Source organism: Massilia sp. GER05 (assembly GCF_052056005.1).
In the GTDB taxonomy this organism is placed as follows: domain Bacteria; phylum Pseudomonadota; class Gammaproteobacteria; order Burkholderiales; family Burkholderiaceae_D; genus Telluria; species Telluria orientalis.
The window spans coordinates 4,886,106-4,903,714 of record NZ_CP178858.1; the positions used below are offsets into that span (position 1 = coordinate 4,886,106).

Sequence of the window (17,609 nt, forward strand, 5' to 3'; positions counted from 1 at the left end):
CACCAGGCAACGTATGCGTCGTGCTGGCATATTCAGCAGGCGGGGCAGCAATGATGAACACGTGGCTATTCATGGTTCACGCAAGCCTGCTTGCATACCTTCTGATGACGATACTCTTGCTCTCCCCTGCCCTATTATCGATGCTACGCATCCGACGGGCAAAATCTGAAGGCGGGGACGCCCTCCTCGTACACGTCAAAACGGACACCGGAATTTCCAACATTGGCTGGCCAATCGTGCTGCTGATGACTGGAAGCAGCCTCGGTCTCCTGATCGTACTGGGAAGTACTGTACTGCTCGGGGTTTTCGCCATTGGCTGCAGCATGGTCCCCTGGTACCGCATTCGTCTTTGTCGGGAACGCCCTGTTTGGGCCGGCCTGATCATGTGCGGCGGCGGTGCAATCGTAATCGCCATCTACCGCCACTATGTCGGATTTATGTTCCTGCCTCTCGCGGCCTGGATCCTTGGCGTGGCCGCCCTGAGCGTTCTCCTCGGATCGACACCCAAAAAACTTCCAGGGAAACAGTCCGAGCAGGCAGACCCCGTACCGGCCGAACCCTGACCAGGCAGATTCTGTTTGCCTTGGCACATGGACACACGTCACCCAACCGCATCGGCTCCACGCGTCGATGCGGCCGGGCATTGATAACACAAGGACTGACGAGGAACGAATGCCATCGAAGCGCAATACATCCTTGCGGTCGCCGGGTTGGCACGGCAGCGGGATGCCATCGAAGTCTCCGCGCATGTGTCCACCGCGCTATCGGCAAGGTGGCGCGTTCGCCATCATGGCGATGCCGCTCCTTCTCCTGATGATCGGAATTTGTGCGTTGGCGCTGGACCTTGGACAAATCTATAACCGCAAGGTGGACCTCAACGGGTTTGCCAAGAATATTGCCTTGGCGGCGGCACATGAGCTGAACGGCACCTCGGCCGGCATCGCTGCAGCACGGGCAAAGGCAAAGGAAACGGCGGAGAGTCTGAAGTACCAACACTTCAATCGCGGAACCTCGTTCGCATGGAACGACGCGGCCCTCACCTTCAGCACCGATTCTTCGCGCACGGGAACGTGGGTCGACGGTTCATCCCCGTCGGGTTTGTACTTCGCCAAGGTCGACACGTCTGCGCTCGACCCTGCAGCGGGCCAGGTCAACACATTTCTCATCTGGATACTCCCGTCGTCGCAGAGAACGGTACAACTCAGCGACAGCGCCATTGCAGGACGCAAGCAGATTTCGGTCACGCCAATCGGGGTATGCGCGATGGACTCGACCCCCGCCGTCGCGCGCACGAACACGGGCACCCCGGCCACCGAACTGGTCGAATACGGTTTCCGCCGCGGCATCAGCTACGATCTCATGCAACTCAACCCGAACGGAACCTCGCCGGTCCGCTACCTCATCAATCCTGTCATCGCGCCGGGCGTCTCCAGTTCGACATTCGACACTTCGCTGATCGGACCATTCATATGCACGGGAGCCATGTGGGTGCCGCGGCTTTCGGGCGGCGCGGTGCGCGTGTCCCCCTTGCCTTCGACTTCGCCTCTGGCCGACCTCTCCGCGCAACTCAACACGCGTTTCGACGACTTCAGCAGCCTGCAATGCGGCCCGTACGGCGCGCCGCCGGATTACAACATCAAGGCATATGCCTACGGAACGACTGGCGGTGCGCCCTGGATGGTCCCGACGACGGGAAGCGCGGCGGCCATGTCCACAACCGCTCGCGACAAGCTCGAGACGATCGCCGACCTTCCCGCTGCCCCAGCGGGCACCACAGCGGGATCCTACGGACCATTGTGGACGTTCGCGAAGGCGGCCAAGTATCCATCCTACGTGTCGCTAGGGAGTCCCGAACCTGCCACGGGCTACTCGACCTTTTCGACGAGCGACTGGACGAACCTTTATAAGCTTGGCCCAACTGCATCCGGCTACCCTTCGAGCTCGACGCCATATGCAGCCACGGGTGGCGCGAACTATCGTGCGCCGAGCGCAGCGAACCGGAACATCTCAACATCGCAACGTCGCGTCCTGAACATCCCCCTGCTTTCATGCCCCGTGCCGGCCGGCTCGAACGTACCGGCGACCGTCCTCGGAATCGGCAAGTTCTTCATGACCGTTCCGGCGACCGCGAACTCCCTGATCGCCGAGTTTGCGGGAACGCTCGCGGAACAGTCGATATCCAGCCAAGTGGAGATTTACCCATGACGACGTCGCCCGCAAAGCGGGTGTCCCCGAAGACGCGCCAGCGCGGCGTCGCTGCCGTCGAGGCGGCCTTGATCGTGCCGATCTTCGTGGTCCTGCTCACAGTCCCGATCTACTATGCACGATGCTTCTGGCACTACACCGTCGCGCAGAAGGCGGCACAGGATGCGGCGCGCTACCTTTCGCAGGTATCGGCTGCGGAGATGAAGGCACCGGCGTTGGCGCAGGCAGCCGGCAACATTGCTTTGCAGATAGCGCAAAAGGAAATGACGGAATTGGCGCCGGGTTCCGCGATGGGTGTCCCCGTCGTCCAGTGCGACTATCTGCCGTGCGGCACCGTCATCGGCACCCCCCCGGCCACCGTCCGTGTCTACGTCACGTTCAGCATGTACGACGACATTTTTGGTGTCATCGATGCGGGCAGATTCGGCCTTGTCGTCACCGCAGATATTTCCATGCGCTATGTCGGCAACTGACCGGAGAATCGACATCATGGACCGATCATTGCAACGCCACGTGGTACGTCCACTCACTTCCCAAGGGGGCACGGCTGCGGTCGAGTTCGCGATAGTTGCTCTCTTTTTTTCATGCTTGTATTTGGCATCCTCGAACTTGCACGCATCATGTATGTCTTCAATACCTTGCAAGAGGTGACACGACGTGCCGCCGCCGCCGCGGTCAACGTCTATCCGACCGATGCTGCGGCACTCGCCAGCCTGAAACAGGACGCCGTCTTCCGGAGTTCTCCAGGGGAACTGCCCCTGGCGCCGCCGATTACCGACAGCTACGTGCGCATCGAATACCTGGCGTACGACCTGTCCGTAATTCCAACAAGCTCCCTGCCAAGCTGTGCCGCCACCAACCAGCAAATCTGCATGGCGAACCCGCGTTCCGGAAGCTGCATCCATTTCGTGCAGGTTCAGGTCTGCGATCCGGGCGATACCAGCACCTGCGTCGCTGCACAATCACAGGCGGTGTTCCCGCTAGTAAATTTGCCGATACTCCTACCCAAGGCACCGACAATTTCCCCAGTCGAAACCTTAGGCTACAAGCAGGGCGTACCGCCTTGCCCACCGTGACCGATCGGTGATCAAGGCAGCCGGGCCACACTTGGCAAATCGTGCTTAACGTGGACCCGTCAGTCAACACACTTAGCCGGCTAATTTAAGCTGTGTCCGCTTCCACCTCAGCAGCTGTCGGCGCTGCCCCGTACTGCTATCTTTTTCCAGCTCCTGGTCGGCGCCACCGGTTCGTGCCCGGCGCCATGCGCGACCGGCCGGCAACGCTGTCGGCCATCGTCGAAGTCGACGAGACGTATCGGCTCGAATCGCAGAAGGGGGCACGGAATCTCGCGCGGCCGCCGCGAAAGCGGGGTGGCGTGGCCAAGCGGCGGGGTATCAACCGGGAACACGATTGCCTGCTCGTCGCGCGCGACCGCAGTGGCCGTACGCTCGATTTTCATACGGGGCGCGGCCAGGTGACGGTGGCGCAATTACATGAGTGCCTCAAACCCGTGCCGCCGGACGACGTCCTCTTGATCACCGACGGCGCCATCGTCTATCGGCATTTCGCGCAGCAGGCCCGCATCACGCATGAAGCGGTGAACGTGAAAGCGGGGCATCCGGGCGCGCGGCGCGATTCACATTCAAAACGTGAATAGCTGGCACAGCCGCTTCAAGACCTGGCTGGTGCGGTTTCGCGGCGTGGCGAGCCGCTACCTGATCCATGACTCGGGCTGGCAGCGCGTCCTGGACGATCGCCGGCTCACGAAGCCGGCCCATCTGCTGTGCGCTGCGGTCCAGCTCGGCTAGGCGAGCGGGTTACCGAATTATCGCGAACACAGCCATATTTTTTCGTCGCGCTTTCAGGCACAAGGCGGGGCGTCCCCAGGCAAGGGCCGCACTCCTTCATCACACAACCGCCGCATCTACGCCACGCCGCCTTGACCACAAGAGCTTCGCGGTCTTTCGCCCGCAAGAGTGCGCCCATGCTGGGCGCACAAACGAAAAAAGCCAGCTTATCGCTGGCTTTCTTTTTGGTTCCGCTCCCCCAAATTCCCAAAGTTGTTTTGCTCAACTCGCTGTTGGAATCTACGTGTTTGACTCGAAACCTGAAATTCTGGTGGGCGGTGCAAGTTTCGAACTTGCGACCCCAGCAGTGTGAATGCTGTGCTCTACCCCTGAGCTAACCGCCCTACTTTTTACTGCTTTGCTGCGATTGCGTCGCTGCAATGACGAGCAGTATAGGGGGACTTTTGCGTTTTGTCACCCCTGCGGAGAATATTTTCTCCAAACACATTCTCCCTTCACGCCTTTGTCGAGTGCGGCAAGGACGTTCTCATGCTCGGCGAGCTCGTCGGCAGCAGCCGGCAGCACGAGGATCTCGCCCAGCGGGCCGGCTTCCAGCACGATGCCGCCGCCGCCCGTCTCGACCTCGACGTCCATCGACAGCGTATTCTGGCCGCGCGTCATCGCCAGGTAGACGTCGGCCAGCAGCTCCGAGTCCAGCAGTGCGCCGTGCAGCTTGCGGTGCGCGTTCGAGATGCCGTAGCGGTCGCACAGCGCGTCCAGCGAGTTGCGCTTGCCGGGGTGAAGTTCCTTGGCATGGACGAGCGTATCGATCACGTTCGAGCAGTGTTCGACGAACGGCGGCAGGCCCATGCGCTCGAACTCATGGTTCAGGAACGCAAGGTCGAACGGCGCGTTATGGATGATGATCTCGGCGCCCTGCACGAATTCGCGCAGTTCGTGGGCGATCTCGTGGAACTTCGGCTTATCGCTGAGGAACTCGGTCGTCAGGCCGTGGACCGCCAGTGCCGCTTCGTCCGAGTCGCGCTCGGGGTTGATGTAGCGGTGGAAGTTATTGCCGGTCAGCTTGCGGTTGAAGATCTCGACGCAGCCGACCTCGATGATGCGGTCGCCGGTGCGCGGATTCAGGCCTGTGGTTTCGGTATCGAGGACGATTTGGCGCATGCGCGTGGAAACTCAAAAAAGCGTGGAAAGAACCGGTAAGTATAACAAAATCAGCGCAATATCAACGCTTTAGCGAAGCCGCACCCATGTTGGCGAGAGCGTCGGCGCGCTCGTTGCCGGGGTGGCCGTTGTGGCCGCGCACCCAGCGCCATTCGACGGCGTGCTGCTGCTGGGCGGCGTCCAGCGCTTTCCACAGGTCGTCGTTCTTGACGGGTTCCTTCGCCGACGTCTTCCAGCCGCGCGCCTTCCAGCCGTGGATCCATTCCGAGATCCCCTTTTGCACGTACTGGCTGTCCGTGTGCAGGACGACCTCGCACGGGCGGTTGAGGACGGTCAGCGCCTCGATCACGGCGCGCAGTTCCATGCGGTTGTTCGTCGTGTTCGGCTCGCCGCCGAAGATTTCCTTTTCATGGCCGCCATCGGCCACGAGCAGCGCGCCCCAGCCGCCGGTGCCCGGATTTCCCTTGCAGGCGCCGTCGGTAAAAATCTCAACTTTGGTCATGCTGCGCTTCTTCCTTATGTCTTACTTGTGATGTTCGTTGCGGTTCGTCGCCGGCACCGCCTGCGGCGCCTTGCTCGTCTTTTTATTCCAGGCCGGACCGATGATGCGCATGCCCTTCACGCGCTTGATCGCGTGGACCATGTACACGGCCCCGAGATACGGCCACCAGCGCTGCCCCGCCCCTTCGATGAAGGCGAAGCGGTTGAGCCATTGCGCGGTCCGGAACGGCGGCGCGTAGCAGCCGAAATGGCTGCGCGTGACGCCGAGATTCAACAATTTTAACCAGTCTTTCAGGCGGGGCATAGAGATGAACTCCCCCGCGGCCGGCAGGTAGTCGCTGCTCGTGATGCGCCCCATCCCCTGGCGCACGCCCCACAGGCTGGCCGGGTTGAAGCCGCAGATGATCACCTGGCCTTCCGGGATCAGCACGCGCTCGACTTCGCGCAGCACCTGGTGCGGCTCGGCCGCGAATTCCAGCACGTGCGGCAGCACGACGAGGTCCAGGCTTTGCGACGCGAACGGCAGGTCGGCGAAGTCCAGCGCGACGGCGATCTGCTTGCCGGTGGCGGCATAGACCAGTTCGTTGGCCGTCGACGTGCGCGTCGCCGCCTGCCATTTGTTGGGCATGCGGTTGGCGGCCAGCGCGTCGATCTGCGGCACGCCGATCTGGACCGCGTTGAAGCCGAAAATATCGACCGTCAGCTCGTCCAGGCACGCCTGCTCCCAGGCGCGCACGTACGCGCCCGCCGGCGATTGCAGCCAGCGGTCGAGCGCTATAATGGATTTTTCGGATGCCGCGCTGTCCATGCCCAACCTTTATCGTTACCCATATGATTCCCGTGCCCACTGAGCTGGCTGTCCTGACCGTGCCAGCGTTCAAGGATAACTATCTTTGGCTCATCCATGACGGCGTGCATGCGGCAGTGGTCGACCCCGGCGATGCCGAACCGATCCTCGCGGCCCTGCAGGCGAATGGCCTGACCCTGACCGCCATTCTACTCACCCATCACCATGCTGACCACATCGGCGGCGTGACGCGCTTGCTCGACCACAGCAACGTGCCCGTCTTCGGTCCGCGCAACGATGGCATCGCCGTCGTGAACCACCCGGTGGGCGAAGGCGACACGGTCGAGGTGCCGGGCCTCGCGCTCGAACTGGCCGTGCTCGACGTCCCCGGCCACACGAAGGGCCACATCGCATACATGCGCCAGGATGCGGGCGCGCACTGGCTGTTCTGCGGCGACACCTTGTTCGGCGGCGGCTGCGGCCGCCTGTTCGAAGGCACGCCGGCGCAGATGATGGCCTCGCTCGCGAAGCTGGCCGCCCTCCCCGACGATACGCTGGTGTACTGCGCCCACGAATATACACTGTCGAACCTGCGTTTCGCCGAAGCGCTGGAACCGGGCAACCGCGCGCTGCAGCTGCGTATCGCCAACGACAGCCAGCTGCGCGGCACGCACCTGCCCACGATCCCGTCCACGATCGCGATCGAAAAGGCGACGAACCCCTTCCTGCGCACGCGCGAGCCCGCCATCATCGGCAGCCTGACGGCGGCCGGCCGTCTCGCGCCCGGCGCCGACCAGGTGACCGTATTCGCCGCGCTGCGCGAATGGAAGAACGTTTTTTGACGACGGTCCGCTGCTACGCGGATCCCATCAGCCCGTATGCGTGGCTGGCCCTGTCCGATCTCGCGCGGATCGAGGCCGCGGGCGCGCGCGTCGTGGTGGTCCCCGTGCTGTTCGCGGGCCTGCTGGACGCCCACGGCACCGTCGGGCCGGCCGAAATCGATGCGAAGCGCCGCTACATGGCGCGCGACGTGATGCGCGAAGCGGCGCGCCGCGGCCTGCCCTTCGCCGGTCCGCCCGGCCACCCGTTCAATCCGCTGGCCGCCCTGCGCATGTGCACGGCCATCGACGATGACGCGCATCGGCGCACGTTGTTCGTCGCGTTGACGCGTGCGGCGTGGGAACGGGGCGAGGACCTGATGGATGCGGCGACGCTGGTCCGACTGGCGGACGATGCCGGGCTGGATGGCGCCGGACTGTTCGCGGCGGCGCAGGGGCCGGCCGTGAAGCAGGCGCTGGCCGGTGCGACCGCGCAGGCCATCGGCGAGGGCGTGTTCGGCGTACCGACGTTCCAGGTCGATGGAGAACTGTTCTGGGGTGCGGACCGGATCGATGCCCTGCTCTGGCATGTGCAGGGCAGCGGCATCGATGAGGACGCGTTGCGCGCGTTTCTCGGCAGGGCGCCGCGCGCGCAACGTCAACGTTGACGACTCAGATTTCTTCGTACAGCGGCAGCGTCAGGAACTCGGCGAATTCTTCCGAGGTCGACATCTGTTCGAAGATCTGCGCGGCGCGGTCGTAGGTCGGGCTGTCGCCGTTCGGAGCGGCCGCCTTCGCGTTGGCCAACTCCTGCGGGATCATCGCGCGCACCATCTCGGCGGTGACCTTGCGGCCGTCTTCCAGCACACCCTTCGGCGAGCGGATCCATTGCCACACCTGCGAACGGCTGATCTCGGCCGTGGCCGCGTCTTCCATCAGGTTGTGAATCGGCACGCAGCCGTTGCCGGCCAGCCAGGCGCCCAGGTAGTGGATGCCCACGTTGATGTTGTAGCGCAGGCCCGCTTCCGTGATCGGGGTCTCCGGACGGAAGTCCAGCAGATCCTTGGCCGTCACCTCGACGTCCGGACGCTGCTTGTCGATCTGGTTCGGGCGGTCGCCCAGCACCTTCTTGAACTCGGTCATCGCCAGTTCGACGAGGCCCGGGTGCGCGACCCAGCCGCCGTCGTAGCCGTCGGTCGCGTCGCGAGCCTTGTCGTTGCGCACGCCGCCCATCGCAACTTCGTTCTTTTCCGGATCGTTCTTGATCGGGATCAGCGCCGACATGCCGCCGATCGCCGGGGCGTTCCGCTTGTGGCAGGTCTTCAGCAGCAGCAGCGCGTAGGCGCGCATGAACGGCGCCGTCATCGTGACCTTCGGACGGTCGGCCAGGCAGAAGTCCTTGTCCAGCTTGAACTTCTTGATGCACGAGAAGATGTAGTCCCAACGGCCCGCGTTCAGGCCGGCGCTGTGCTCGCGCAGTTCGTACAGGATCTCGTCCATCTCGAAGGCGGCGACGATCGTCTCGATCAGCACGGTCGCCTTGATGGTGCCCTGCGACAGGCCCAGTTCGTTCTGGGTCATGACGAAGATGTCGTTCCACAGGCGCGCTTCCAGGTGCGATTCCATCTTCGGCAGATAGAAGTACGGACCGGCGCCGCGGGCCAGCTGTTCCTTCGCGTTGTGCACCATGAACAGGGCGAAGTCGAAGATGCCGCCCGAGATGCGCTTGCCGTCGACGAGGACGTGTTTTTCGTCCAGGTGCCAGCCGCGTGGACGGACGACCAGCGTCGCGACCTTGTCGTTCAGCTTGTATTGCTTGCCGTTCTGCTCCAGCGAGATCGTCTTGCGCACGGCGTCGCGCATATTGATCTGGCCGGTGATCTGGTTGTCCCAGTTCGGGGTGTTGGAGTCTTCGAAGTCGGTCATGTAGCTGTCCGCGCCCGAGTTCAGCGCATTGATGACCATCTTGCGCTCGACCGGGCCCGTGATTTCCACGCGGCGGCATTCCAGCGCCTTCGGGATCGGCGCGATCTTCCAGTCGCCATTGCGGATGTGCGCCGTCTCGGGCAGGAAGTCCGGACGCTCGCCGGCGTCCAGGCGTTTCGCGCGCTCGACGCGGGCGGCCAGCAGCTGCTGGCGGCGCGGTTCGAATTCGCGGCTCAGTTTCGCTACCAGCGCGAGCGCTTCCGGCGTCAGGATCTGTTCATAGCCGGGCTTGATCTCGGCCCGGATTTCCATTCCGGCTGGGGTGGCGATGGTCATTGCGTTCTCCTGTTCTAGTATGAAATGTGGACAGTGCCGATGTTCCTGGCACAAGCCAGCTTGGCGTTTGATATTGCTTCCAGTATATTCACTATTAATCGCCTAAACGAGACAAAAAATATATTCATTTATGCTTTTTTGTCACAAGTGACGAACAGAATCGAGGCATTCCTTTGGACCATTTCCGTCAGATATCTACCTTTGTCGAAGTCATTGCCCGCGGCAGCCTGTCCGCGGCCGCGCGCGCGGAGGGCATCGCGCCGGCCATGATCGGCCGCCGCCTGGACGCACTCGAGGCGCGCCTGGGCGTGAAACTCTTACAGCGTACCACGCGCAAGCTGGCGCTGACGGACGAAGGGGCGGTGTTCCTTGAGGATTGCCAGCGCATCCTTGCCGAGCTCGAAGAAGCGGAAGCGGCCGTGTCGGAACGGAGCGCGCGCGCCACGGGGCATCTCGTCGTGTCCGCCCCCGCCGGCTTCGGGCGCCAGCACGTGGCCCCGCTGGTCCCCTCCTTCCTGGCCGAACACCGCGAAGTGAGCGTGAACCTGAACCTGTCCGACCGCGTCGTCGACGTCATCGGCGAAGGCGTCGACATCGCGATCCGCATCGCGAGCCTGACGGACTCGAACCTCGTCGGCGTGAAGCTCGCGGACAATCACCGCGTCGTCGTCGCGACGCCCGGCTATTTGAAGCGCCATGGGACGCCGCAGACGCTGGCCGACCTATCGAAGCACAATTGCCTGGCAATCAGCAGCCAAGGCAGCCAGCGGGGCTGGACGTTCCGCGACCACGGCAAGATCGTCACGATGAAGGTGGGCGGCAATATGGTGTGCAACGACGGCGCCGTGCTGCACGACTGGGCGATGGCCGGGCGCGGGCTGGCCTGGCGGTCGATGTGGGAAGTGAGTTCGGAAATCGAAGCGGGCCTGCTGGTGCCCGTGCTGGAACAGTTCGCGGCGCCGGGCAACGATATCTATGCCGTATTCGCGCAACGCCGTCACTTGCCGCTGCGCATCAGAGTATTCGTGGACTTTCTGCGCCACGCGTATTCTCAGCCGGATTACTGGCGCAAACCGGGCTGACCGGCATGAAACGATAGGGCAAAAAAAAATCCTCGGAAGCTCCGAGGATTTTTTGTCATCAATTCAGCAGATTACAGCGGCTGAATGTTCGATGCTTGTTTGCCTTTCGGACCGGAGGTCACGTCGAACGAGACGCGTTGGTTCTCCTGCAGGGACTTGAAGCCCTGGCTCTGAATCGCCGAGAAGTGCGCGAACAGATCTTCGCCGCCTTCGTCCGGGGTGATGAACCCGAAGCCTTTGGAGTCATTGAACCATTTAACGATGCCAGTTGCCATTACAATTTCCTATTTCAGTTGAAGTGGACCGAAGTCCGTTTACGATCGTTTGAAGAAGCAAGAAACAAATGACAGACTAACTGCACTGCTACCGCGAATCCAACGATCCCTAATTATACCGAATAAACCCGCATGTACACGGTTTTCGCAAAATAAAACCGGGATCCGTGACAATTCCTGAAGCCAACCTTTTTACGGATCCCATTTGCGTCGGCAGTACGCAAAATATAGGGCATGGATGCGGATAAAGTTTGTCCTAAATCAAACGATTTCGGGACAGGTGCTTTGTTGTGGCGCTATATAGAAGACTCGTCGTTCGGGTATGCGGCCTTCGGATCGACGCTGCCCCACGCGATGAACACATCCAGTTCGGACAGCCACGCTTCCCACTCCTCCGGGGCGACGGCGTCGAATGTCGTCAGCACGCGCAGGCGCTGTTCCAGCATGCGTGCCTGCTGCCCGAGGATGCGGAAGCCGAATGTGGCGGACGAGCCGGCCAGCGTATGCAGCACCGCGTGCATCTGCTCGATGAGCGCGGCGGGCGGCCGTTTCGGCTCGAAGGCGTTGCGTGCGGCCGACAGGCGGCCGAGCGTTTGCGGCAGGCTCGCCTCGAATTTATCGTTCAGCTCCGCGAGGCGCGCGAAGAATTCGGCATCCGCACTCGAACTCATTTCGTGCCACTCATTTCGTACCAAATATACGATCGCCCGCATCACCAAGGCCGGGCACGATGTAGGCGTGGTCGTTCAGGTTGCTGTCGAGCGAAGCCACGTACAGCTTCACGTCCGGATGGGCCTTGTGGAACACTTCCACGCCTTCCGGCGCCGCGACGAGGGCCAGGAAGATGATCTGGTCGCCCGTCACCCCGCGCTTCTTGAGCACGTCGACGGCGTACACGGCCGAGTTGCCCGTCGCGACCATCGGATCGCACAGGATGAACGTGCGCTCGGTCGTGTCCGGCAGGCGCACGAGGTATTCGACGGGCAGGTGCGTGTCCGGGTCACGGAACACGCCGATGTGGCCGACGCGGGCCGACGGCACCAGTTCCAGCAGGCCGTCGCTCATGCCGACGCCGGCACGCAGGATCGGCACGATGGCCAGCTTCTTGCCCGCGATGACGGGGGCGTCGATCGTCATCAGCGGCGTGTCGATCTGGCGCGTCGTCAGCGGCAGGTCGCGCGTGATCTCGTAACCCATCAGCAACGTGATTTCCCGCAGCAGTTCGCGGAACGTGCGCGTGGACGTGCCGCGGTCGCGCATGTGCGACAGCTTATGCTGGATCAGGGGATGGTTCAGGATGAACAGGTTCGGGAAGCGCGGATCTTGTTTCATTTATGCATGGCCGGCGCTTGTGGCAGCGGCGTGGTTATCTGGTAAATGGCCAGCATTATCCCAGTTTGTCCCGTCATTTGTCGAAGTTTTATCGGGGCTTATTCCACCAGTGCCCGGACGAGGATCGCGTCGCAGTCGACCCCGCCCGGCAGCCGGCCGAACGCGCCGCCGACGTCCACGGCGATGCGCGACGCCACGAACGCGTCGGCGACGCATGCCGGTGCATGGCGCAGCAGCAGCCCCGCCTGCACGGCCACGACCAGGTGTTCCGCGAGGCGGCGCGCGCCGAATTCGTCGGCCGCGAGCGTGGCGAGGCCGTCCAGCAGGCGCGCGCAATACGCGTCGAAGCGGCTGTCGCGGCCGGAGGCGAGCGCCAGTTCCGCCGCCAGCGCGTCGCGCGTCTCCGGGCCCTTGGAAAACGCCCGCAGCACGTCGAGGCACATCACGTTGCCGGAGCCTTCCCAGATCGAATTGACGGGGAATTCCCGGTACAGGCGCGCCAGCGGGCCGTCCTCGACATAGCCGTTGCCGCCCATGACTTCCATCGCCTCGGCGCCGAACGCGGGGCCGCGCTTGCACAGCCAGTATTTGCCGGCCGGCGTCAGGATGCGGCCCAGCAGCGCCTCGCGCGCGTCGGCGGCGCCATCCGGGCCCGGGTCGAAGCAGCGCGCCAGCCGCAGCGCGAACGCGGTCGCCGCTTCCGATTCCAGCGCCAGGTCGGCCAGCACGTTCTGCATCAGCGGCTGGTCGGCGAGCTTGCGCCCGAACGCGCTGCGCGCGCGCGCATGGTGCAGCGCGTGGCACAGGGCGGCCCGCATGATGCCGGCCGAGCCGAGCACGCAATCGAGGCGCGTGTGGCTGCCCATTTCGAGGATCGTCGGGATGCCCCTCCCCTCCTTGCCGATCAGCCAGCCTGCGGCGTCGCAGAACTCGACTTCGGACGACGCGTTCGACTTGTTGCCGAGCTTGTTCTTCAGGCGCTGCAGGCGGATGGCGTTGCGCGTCCCGTCCGGCAGGAAGCGCGGTACGAAGAAACACGACAGACCCGCACTGCCGCCCTCGTCCGTCTGCGCCAGCACGAGATGGGCGTCCGATTGCGGGGCCGAGAAAAACCATTTGTGGCCGACGAGGCTCCACGCGTCGCGCCAGTCGGCGCCGAAGCGGGTCTCAGCCACGGACGGGCTCATGCGCGTCGCCCGCGTCGTGTTGGCGCGCACGTCGGTGCCGCCCTGTTTTTCCGTCATGCCCATGCCGATCAAGGCGCCCCGCTTCCGCCCGATCGGCAGCGAGCGCGGGTCGTAGGTGCGCGACAGGATCTTCGGCAGCCAGTGCGCCGCGATGCCCGGGTGCTGGCGCAATGCCGGAACCGACGCATACGTCATCGTCACGGGACATTGCGAGCCGTTCTCGACCTGGCCGAACAGCAGATAGGCGGCCGCACGCGCGACCTGGGCGCCGGGCCGCGGCGCTTCCCACGGCAGCGAGTGGGCGCCGTTTTCGATCAGCAGGCGCATCAGCTCATGCCAGGCAGGGTGGAATTCAACCTCGTCCACGCGATGCCCGCCGCGGTCGAAATTGACGAGGCGCGGCGGGTTGTCGTTCGCCAGCCGGCCCAGGTCCAGGACGGCGGCTGCGCCGAGTTCCCGGCCCAGCCGCCCAAGTTCGCCCTCCGCCCAGCCGGCGCCTTCGCGCACCAGGCCTTCGCGCAGCGCGGGGTCGCAGGCGAACAAGTCGACGTCACCGAACGGCGGCGCCTGGTTGAAAACCTCGTGGGTGTCGAATCGGTTCATGGCGTCCCTCCGGGAATGGCCGAGTTGTTGCAGCTGAGCATCATACGAACGGCGCAAAAGTTTCTACTTTGCACTGTATCGGCGACAATAACCCTTCAAGCCCACCGCCGGGTTATCGGTTAGACAACAAGGCTAGCCCAAAGCCGCGTGCGGGGCAAGCGGCACCGATTCGGTGCCGGCACTGCGACGTGTCAAGCAGCGGCAGAAAGTGACACGGCATTGTGCTTTTTGGTGCCGGCTGGAATCTTTCGGTGATACATTGCTTGTTGTTTTGGTACACTCCAGCATTAAAGGCAGTTCCTGCCTAGATTTGAAAGCAGATATTTCGACAATGCGCGCCAGTTCACCCGCAGTACCGAACGATCCGCGTCATGCGGCCCCGGCGGCGAGCCCGGACGGCTACATGGAGGCGGTGGGCGACGTTGCGTTCCGCCTCGACCCTTCCGGCCTGATCCGCCATGCAAGCCAGCGCGCCCAGCGTACGTTCGGCGCGCAGACGCTGGCCGGCGCGGTATTGACGACACTGGCCATCGAAGTCGACCAGGCCGCCCTGCGCAACGCCCTTGTCGATGCCGGCACGGCCAGCGATCCGATACTCGTCGAAGTGCGCCTGCGCTGCGCCGGCAAGGACGCCTGGTTCGAATTGCGCATCGGCCAGCTCCCGGGCAGCCATGAATTGCTGGCCGTCGGCCGCGACATGTCGGCCCAGCGCGCGACCGAACAACGGCTGCGCCACATGGCCACGCACGACGCGCTGACGGAACTCCCGAACCGCCTGCTGCTGTCCGACCGCATCCGCATGGTGATCGCCAATGCGCGCCGCTCGGGCCAGGGCTTCTGCGTCGCCACGATCGGCCTGGACGGTTTTAAAAAAGTCAACGACGGCCTCGGCCACCCGGTCGGCGACGCCGTGCTGCGCCAGGCCGCGATCCGCCTGCGCAAGACCTTGCGCGACAGCGACACGCTGGCCCGCGTCGGCGGCGACGAGTTCGTTGCCGTCCTGCCCGGCACGTTCACGCCGGACCAGATCAAGCTCGTGAGCGGCCGCCTGCTGGCCGCGCTGCAATCGCCGTTCGAGGTCGACGGGCATACCGTGTACCTGGGCGCCTCCGTCGGCGTGTCGATCTATCCCGACCACGCCGAGGACGAGATCCGCCTGATCGCCCTCGCCGACGCCGCCATGGGCCGCGCCAAGGAAACGGGCAAGGGCCGCGCAGTCGTCTACAGCGTGCGCGAGAACGGCATGCCGCAGCACGACATCTCGCTCGAAGCCGCAATGTTCCAGGCCGTGCGCGAAGGTGAATTCCTGCTGTACTACCAGCCGATCGTGTCCAGCCGCACGCGCCAGATCGAAGGCTTCGAAACCTTGATGCGCTGGAAGCATCCGACCCTCGGCATGGTGCCGCCCGTGCGCTTCATCCCTATCGCCGAGACCAATGGCCTCATCAACCTGCTCGGCGCCTGGGCGCTGAAGGCGGCACTGGTGCAGCTGCGCCAGTTCGAGGAAGTGGCCAAGCGCGACCTGTACATCTCGGTCAACATCAGCCCGCGCCAGTTCCGCAACGACCGCTTCCTGAACGTGCTGGACGACGCCCTCGGCTTTTCCGGCGCGTCCGGCGACAAGCTCGTGCTCGAGATCACGGAAGGCACGCTGATGGTCGATCCGGCGCACGCGGAGGCGATCCTGACCAGGATGGCCGAACGCAACGCCCGCATCGCGATCGACGACTTCGGCACCGGCTATTCGAGCCTCGCCTACCTGAAACGCTTCCCGATCTCGGTGCTGAAAATCGACCGCGCCTTCATCAAGGACCTGCCCACCTCGACCAAGGACGCGGCGATCTGCAACGCCGTGCTCGACCTGGCCAAGCACCTCGACCTGTCGGTCGTGGCCGAAGGCGTCGAGACCGAAGAACAACTGACCTACGTCGAGTCGCGCGGATGCGACTACGTACAAGGCTACCTGACCGGGAAGCCGATGCCGGCCCACGTGGCCATGGCCGCGCTCAAGGAAAACCTGTACACGGAACTGCTGCCGGACGAATTACGGGCGGGCCTCACATGAACCAGACTGCTACCATCGAACGATCGCCGAAAGCCGACGCCACCCTCGCCCTGCTGTGGGAGCGGATCCGGCGGCGCGGCGACATGCCCGGCTTCACCAGGGCCATCAACGCCATCCTCGCGTCCATGCGCGGCGAGGACGAGCGCGACTTTTCCATGACCCAGACGGTGCTGTCCGACCCCGTGCTCACCCAGAAGGTGCTGCGCCTGGCGAACAGCGGCATGTACTCGGCCTTCGGCCAGCGCATCAACACCGTCTCCAAGGCCATCCTCGTGCTGGGCACGGAAGCCATCGGCCACCTGGCGCTGGGCCTGAAACTGATCGAGGAACTCAGTAAATCCACGCCGGATTCGCTGCAGGCCCACATCGAGATGGAAAAGGCCGTGCTGGCCGGGATGGTGGCGCACCAGGTCGCGGCCGAAGCGGCCACGCGCGATCCGGAAGAAGCCGTCGTGTGCTCGATCCTCCATTCGCTGGGCCGGATGATGGTCACGTTCTACCTGCCCGAGCACTGGACCCTGATGCAGCAGGCGGCAGGCGCCGGCGACATCGACCCGATCGCCATCGCGCAACTGGGCCTGTCGCTCGAACAGATCGGCCGCGCCACCGCCGAACACTGGGGCCTGCCGCGCAACCTGATCGCCGGCATGCGCCGCGTGGAGCCGGGCTTGCGCGGCGCCGACTTTGGCCACGACGACTGGCTCGCCGCCCTTGGCACGATGGCGTCGCAATGCGCCGACAGCTTGTGGCACAACGACGAAGCGGGCGCCGAACAGGTGAAACTGCTGGCCGCCAGCTTCGCGCCGCTGATCGGCATCGAGCCCGACAACATCGTCGGCGCCATCGAAAAGGCGAAGGTCGAAGCGGCCGCGGACCTGTCGATCGCGCCGCTCGCGAATCCGCCCGAGAAGCGCGCCCGCACCGCCGCCGTCACGCGCATGCGCGAGGCCGGCAACAAGATCCTGCTCAGCGGCGTGGCCGACATGCGCGATGGCGCCGCGACCGCGACGCCGGGCCAGATGGTGGCGATGGCGATCGAGACGGCGTACCACGGCCTGTCGTTCACGCGCGCGTTCGGCTTCCTGCGCAACCGCCGCGACGGCCGCTACACGGCCAAGATCGGCCTGGGCGACAACGCCAAGACACTCGTGCCCAAGCTGTCGTTCGACGATACGTACGAACCGAACGTGTTCTTTGCCTCCCTCGGCAGCGACCGCGTGATATTCATCGAGAACGCGCGCGATCCAAAATTCTCGAGCAAGCTGCCGGGCTGGTGGAAAGGCACGCTGTCCGAGGCACGCTGCTTCGTCGTCATCCCGCTGTGCACGCGCGGCGAGCCGGTCGGCTTCATCTACGGCGACTGGGACGACCGCTTCCCGTCCGTCTACCTGAGCCAGACGGAGTTTTCGCTGCTGAACGAATTGCGCGCGCTCGTCGTGACGAGCGTGGAGCGGCGGCAGCCGGTGGAAGCGGTGGCGAGCCGGGCCTGAACGTCGTCCCTGCGAAGGTACGGACCCACCTTG

The 17,609-nt window shown here is 64.0% G+C and carries 19 protein-coding genes and 1 tRNA gene; 11 read left to right on the plus strand and 9 right to left on the minus strand.

What is annotated here, in order from left to right:
• Positions 1 to 50 precede the first annotated feature (50 nt).
• From ACL58G_RS21590 to ACL58G_RS21615, 6 genes are all read left to right on the plus strand, one after another.
• Entirely contained in the window at positions 51 to 563 is a 513-nt protein-coding gene (locus ACL58G_RS21590; protein WP_440963103.1) for a hypothetical protein, read from the plus strand.
• Between the two features lie 109 nt (positions 564 to 672).
• Positions 673 to 2,205 (plus strand): pilus assembly protein TadG-related protein, encoded by a 1,533-nt coding sequence (locus tag ACL58G_RS21595; RefSeq protein ID WP_440963104.1) that lies wholly within the window; start codon positions 673 to 675, stop codon positions 2,203 to 2,205.
• Positions 2,202 to 2,678 carry a TadE/TadG family type IV pilus assembly protein gene (locus ACL58G_RS21600; RefSeq protein ID WP_440963105.1) on the plus strand — a complete coding sequence of 159 codons (477 nt, stop codon included), beginning with the start codon at positions 2,202 to 2,204 and terminating at the stop codon, positions 2,676 to 2,678. The genes ACL58G_RS21595 and ACL58G_RS21600 overlap by 4 nt, the downstream gene beginning before the upstream one ends.
• Before the next feature lie 111 nt (positions 2,679 to 2,789).
• The gene (locus ACL58G_RS21605; protein ID WP_440963106.1) at positions 2,790 to 3,281 is read left to right on the plus strand and encodes a pilus assembly protein; all 492 of its coding nucleotides are present in this window, start codon (positions 2,790 to 2,792) and stop codon (positions 3,279 to 3,281) included.
• A 185-nt stretch (positions 3,282 to 3,466) separates the two neighbouring features.
• Positions 3,467 to 3,862: a hypothetical protein gene (locus ACL58G_RS21610; protein ID WP_440963107.1), complete on the plus strand. Its 396-nt coding sequence runs from the start codon at positions 3,467 to 3,469 to the stop codon at positions 3,860 to 3,862.
• A complete protein-coding gene (locus ACL58G_RS21615) occupies positions 3,855 to 4,013 on the plus strand; it encodes a hypothetical protein (RefSeq protein ID WP_413388445.1) in 159 nt (52 codons plus the stop codon). Before ACL58G_RS21610 ends, ACL58G_RS21615 begins: the two co-directional genes overlap by 8 nt.
• Before the next feature lie 308 nt (positions 4,014 to 4,321).
• Here ACL58G_RS21615 and ACL58G_RS21620 read toward each other — a convergent pair.
• The 4 genes from ACL58G_RS21620 to ACL58G_RS21635 all read right to left on the minus strand — a co-directional run bounded on the left by ACL58G_RS21620 (position 4,322) and on the right by ACL58G_RS21635 (position 6,483).
• A tRNA-Val gene (locus ACL58G_RS21620) sits at positions 4,322 to 4,396 on the minus strand.
• Positions 4,397 to 4,466: 70 nt separating this feature from the next.
• Positions 4,467 to 5,174: a DNA polymerase III subunit epsilon gene (gene dnaQ, locus ACL58G_RS21625; protein ID WP_413388444.1), complete on the minus strand. Its 708-nt coding sequence runs from the start codon at positions 5,172 to 5,174 to the stop codon at positions 4,467 to 4,469.
• A 61-nt stretch (positions 5,175 to 5,235) separates the two neighbouring features.
• Positions 5,236 to 5,676, minus strand: coding sequence for a ribonuclease HI (gene rnhA, locus ACL58G_RS21630; protein WP_413340681.1), 441 nt, complete (start codon positions 5,674 to 5,676; stop codon positions 5,236 to 5,238).
• 21 nt (positions 5,677 to 5,697) lie between these two features.
• A complete protein-coding gene (locus ACL58G_RS21635; RefSeq protein WP_413388443.1) occupies positions 5,698 to 6,483 on the minus strand; it encodes a class I SAM-dependent methyltransferase in 786 nt (261 codons plus the stop codon).
• Positions 6,484 to 6,506: 23 nt separating this feature from the next.
• Here ACL58G_RS21635 and gloB point away from each other — a divergent pair, with 23 nt between their 5' ends.
• Together gloB and ACL58G_RS21645 are read left to right on the plus strand one after the other, a co-directional pair.
• Positions 6,507 to 7,304 carry a hydroxyacylglutathione hydrolase gene (gene gloB, locus ACL58G_RS21640; protein ID WP_440963108.1) on the plus strand — a complete coding sequence of 266 codons (798 nt, stop codon included), beginning with the start codon at positions 6,507 to 6,509 and terminating at the stop codon, positions 7,302 to 7,304.
• On the plus strand, positions 7,301 to 7,948 hold the full coding sequence (locus ACL58G_RS21645) for a 2-hydroxychromene-2-carboxylate isomerase (protein WP_440963109.1): 648 nt from the start codon (positions 7,301 to 7,303) through the stop codon (positions 7,946 to 7,948). Before gloB ends, ACL58G_RS21645 begins: the two co-directional genes overlap by 4 nt.
• 4 nt (positions 7,949 to 7,952) lie before the next feature.
• Here the strand turns inward: ACL58G_RS21645 and aceB are convergent, their stop codons facing one another.
• Positions 7,953 to 9,542 carry a malate synthase A gene (gene aceB, locus ACL58G_RS21650; RefSeq protein ID WP_440963110.1) on the minus strand — a complete coding sequence of 530 codons (1,590 nt, stop codon included), beginning with the start codon at positions 9,540 to 9,542 and terminating at the stop codon, positions 7,953 to 7,955.
• 173 nt (positions 9,543 to 9,715) lie between these two features.
• On the opposite strand from aceB, the gene ACL58G_RS21655 reads away from it, so the two are divergent.
• Positions 9,716 to 10,624, plus strand: a complete 909-nt coding sequence (locus tag ACL58G_RS21655) for a LysR family transcriptional regulator (protein ID WP_413340690.1) — start codon at positions 9,716 to 9,718, stop codon at positions 10,622 to 10,624.
• A gap of 71 nt (positions 10,625 to 10,695) precedes the next feature.
• Here ACL58G_RS21655 and ACL58G_RS21660 read toward each other — a convergent pair whose 3' ends face one another.
• The 4 genes from ACL58G_RS21660 to ACL58G_RS21675 form a co-directional block, all read right to left on the minus strand.
• Positions 10,696 to 10,899 carry a cold-shock protein gene (locus ACL58G_RS21660; RefSeq protein ID WP_036166698.1) on the minus strand — a complete coding sequence of 68 codons (204 nt, stop codon included), beginning with the start codon at positions 10,897 to 10,899 and terminating at the stop codon, positions 10,696 to 10,698.
• Between the two features lie 296 nt (positions 10,900 to 11,195).
• Positions 11,196 to 11,570, minus strand: coding sequence for an Hpt domain-containing protein (locus ACL58G_RS21665; RefSeq protein ID WP_440963111.1), 375 nt, complete (start codon positions 11,568 to 11,570; stop codon positions 11,196 to 11,198).
• Between the two features lie 10 nt (positions 11,571 to 11,580).
• Complete coding sequence (gene upp / locus ACL58G_RS21670) at positions 11,581 to 12,231, minus strand: uracil phosphoribosyltransferase (protein WP_440963112.1); 651 nt, start codon at positions 12,229 to 12,231, stop codon at positions 11,581 to 11,583.
• A gap of 98 nt (positions 12,232 to 12,329) precedes the next feature.
• Positions 12,330 to 14,021: an isovaleryl-CoA dehydrogenase gene (locus tag ACL58G_RS21675; RefSeq protein WP_440963113.1), complete on the minus strand. Its 1,692-nt coding sequence runs from the start codon at positions 14,019 to 14,021 to the stop codon at positions 12,330 to 12,332.
• Positions 14,022 to 14,352: 331 nt separating this feature from the next.
• Here ACL58G_RS21675 and ACL58G_RS21680 point away from each other — a divergent pair, with 331 nt between their 5' ends.
• Together ACL58G_RS21680 and ACL58G_RS21685 are read left to right on the plus strand one after the other, a co-directional pair.
• A complete protein-coding gene (locus tag ACL58G_RS21680; protein WP_440963114.1) occupies positions 14,353 to 16,086 on the plus strand; it encodes a putative bifunctional diguanylate cyclase/phosphodiesterase in 1,734 nt (577 codons plus the stop codon).
• A complete protein-coding gene (locus ACL58G_RS21685) occupies positions 16,083 to 17,576 on the plus strand; it encodes an HDOD domain-containing protein (RefSeq protein ID WP_440963115.1) in 1,494 nt (497 codons plus the stop codon). Before ACL58G_RS21680 ends, ACL58G_RS21685 begins: the two co-directional genes overlap by 4 nt.
• The last annotated feature ends 33 nt before the right edge of the window (positions 17,577 to 17,609 follow it).

What these genes read in the sequence shown, in the direction of transcription:
- ACL58G_RS21590 (WP_440963103.1), top strand. Translation starts at nt 51, where the DNA reads ATGATGAACACGTGGCTATTCATGGTTCACGCAAGCCTGCTTGCATAC.
- ACL58G_RS21595 (WP_440963104.1), top strand. Translation starts at nt 673, where the DNA reads ATGCCATCGAAGCGCAATACATCCTTGCGGTCGCCGGGTTGGCACGGC.
- ACL58G_RS21600 (WP_440963105.1), top strand. Translation starts at nt 2,202, where the DNA reads ATGACGACGTCGCCCGCAAAGCGGGTGTCCCCGAAGACGCGCCAGCGC.
- ACL58G_RS21605 (WP_440963106.1), top strand. Translation starts at nt 2,790, where the DNA reads ATGCTTGTATTTGGCATCCTCGAACTTGCACGCATCATGTATGTCTTC.
- ACL58G_RS21610 (WP_440963107.1), top strand. Translation starts at nt 3,467, where the DNA reads ATGCGCGACCGGCCGGCAACGCTGTCGGCCATCGTCGAAGTCGACGAG.
- dnaQ (WP_413388444.1), bottom strand. Translation starts at nt 5,174, where the DNA reads ATGCGCCAAATCGTCCTCGATACCGAAACCACAGGCCTGAATCCGCGC.
- rnhA (WP_413340681.1), bottom strand. Translation starts at nt 5,676, where the DNA reads ATGACCAAAGTTGAGATTTTTACCGACGGCGCCTGCAAGGGAAATCCG.
- ACL58G_RS21635 (WP_413388443.1), bottom strand. Translation starts at nt 6,483, where the DNA reads ATGGACAGCGCGGCATCCGAAAAATCCATTATAGCGCTCGACCGCTGG.
- gloB (WP_440963108.1), top strand. Translation starts at nt 6,507, where the DNA reads ATGATTCCCGTGCCCACTGAGCTGGCTGTCCTGACCGTGCCAGCGTTC.
- aceB (WP_440963110.1), bottom strand. Translation starts at nt 9,542, where the DNA reads ATGACCATCGCCACCCCAGCCGGAATGGAAATCCGGGCCGAGATCAAG.
- ACL58G_RS21660 (WP_036166698.1), bottom strand. Translation starts at nt 10,899, where the DNA reads ATGGCAACTGGCATCGTTAAATGGTTCAATGACTCCAAAGGCTTCGGG.
- ACL58G_RS21665 (WP_440963111.1), bottom strand. Translation starts at nt 11,570, where the DNA reads ATGAGTTCGAGTGCGGATGCCGAATTCTTCGCGCGCCTCGCGGAGCTG.
- upp (WP_440963112.1), bottom strand. Translation starts at nt 12,231, where the DNA reads ATGAAACAAGATCCGCGCTTCCCGAACCTGTTCATCCTGAACCATCCC.
- ACL58G_RS21675 (WP_440963113.1), bottom strand. Translation starts at nt 14,021, where the DNA reads ATGAACCGATTCGACACCCACGAGGTTTTCAACCAGGCGCCGCCGTTC.
- ACL58G_RS21680 (WP_440963114.1), top strand. Translation starts at nt 14,353, where the DNA reads ATGCGCGCCAGTTCACCCGCAGTACCGAACGATCCGCGTCATGCGGCC.
- ACL58G_RS21685 (WP_440963115.1), top strand. Translation starts at nt 16,083, where the DNA reads ATGAACCAGACTGCTACCATCGAACGATCGCCGAAAGCCGACGCCACC.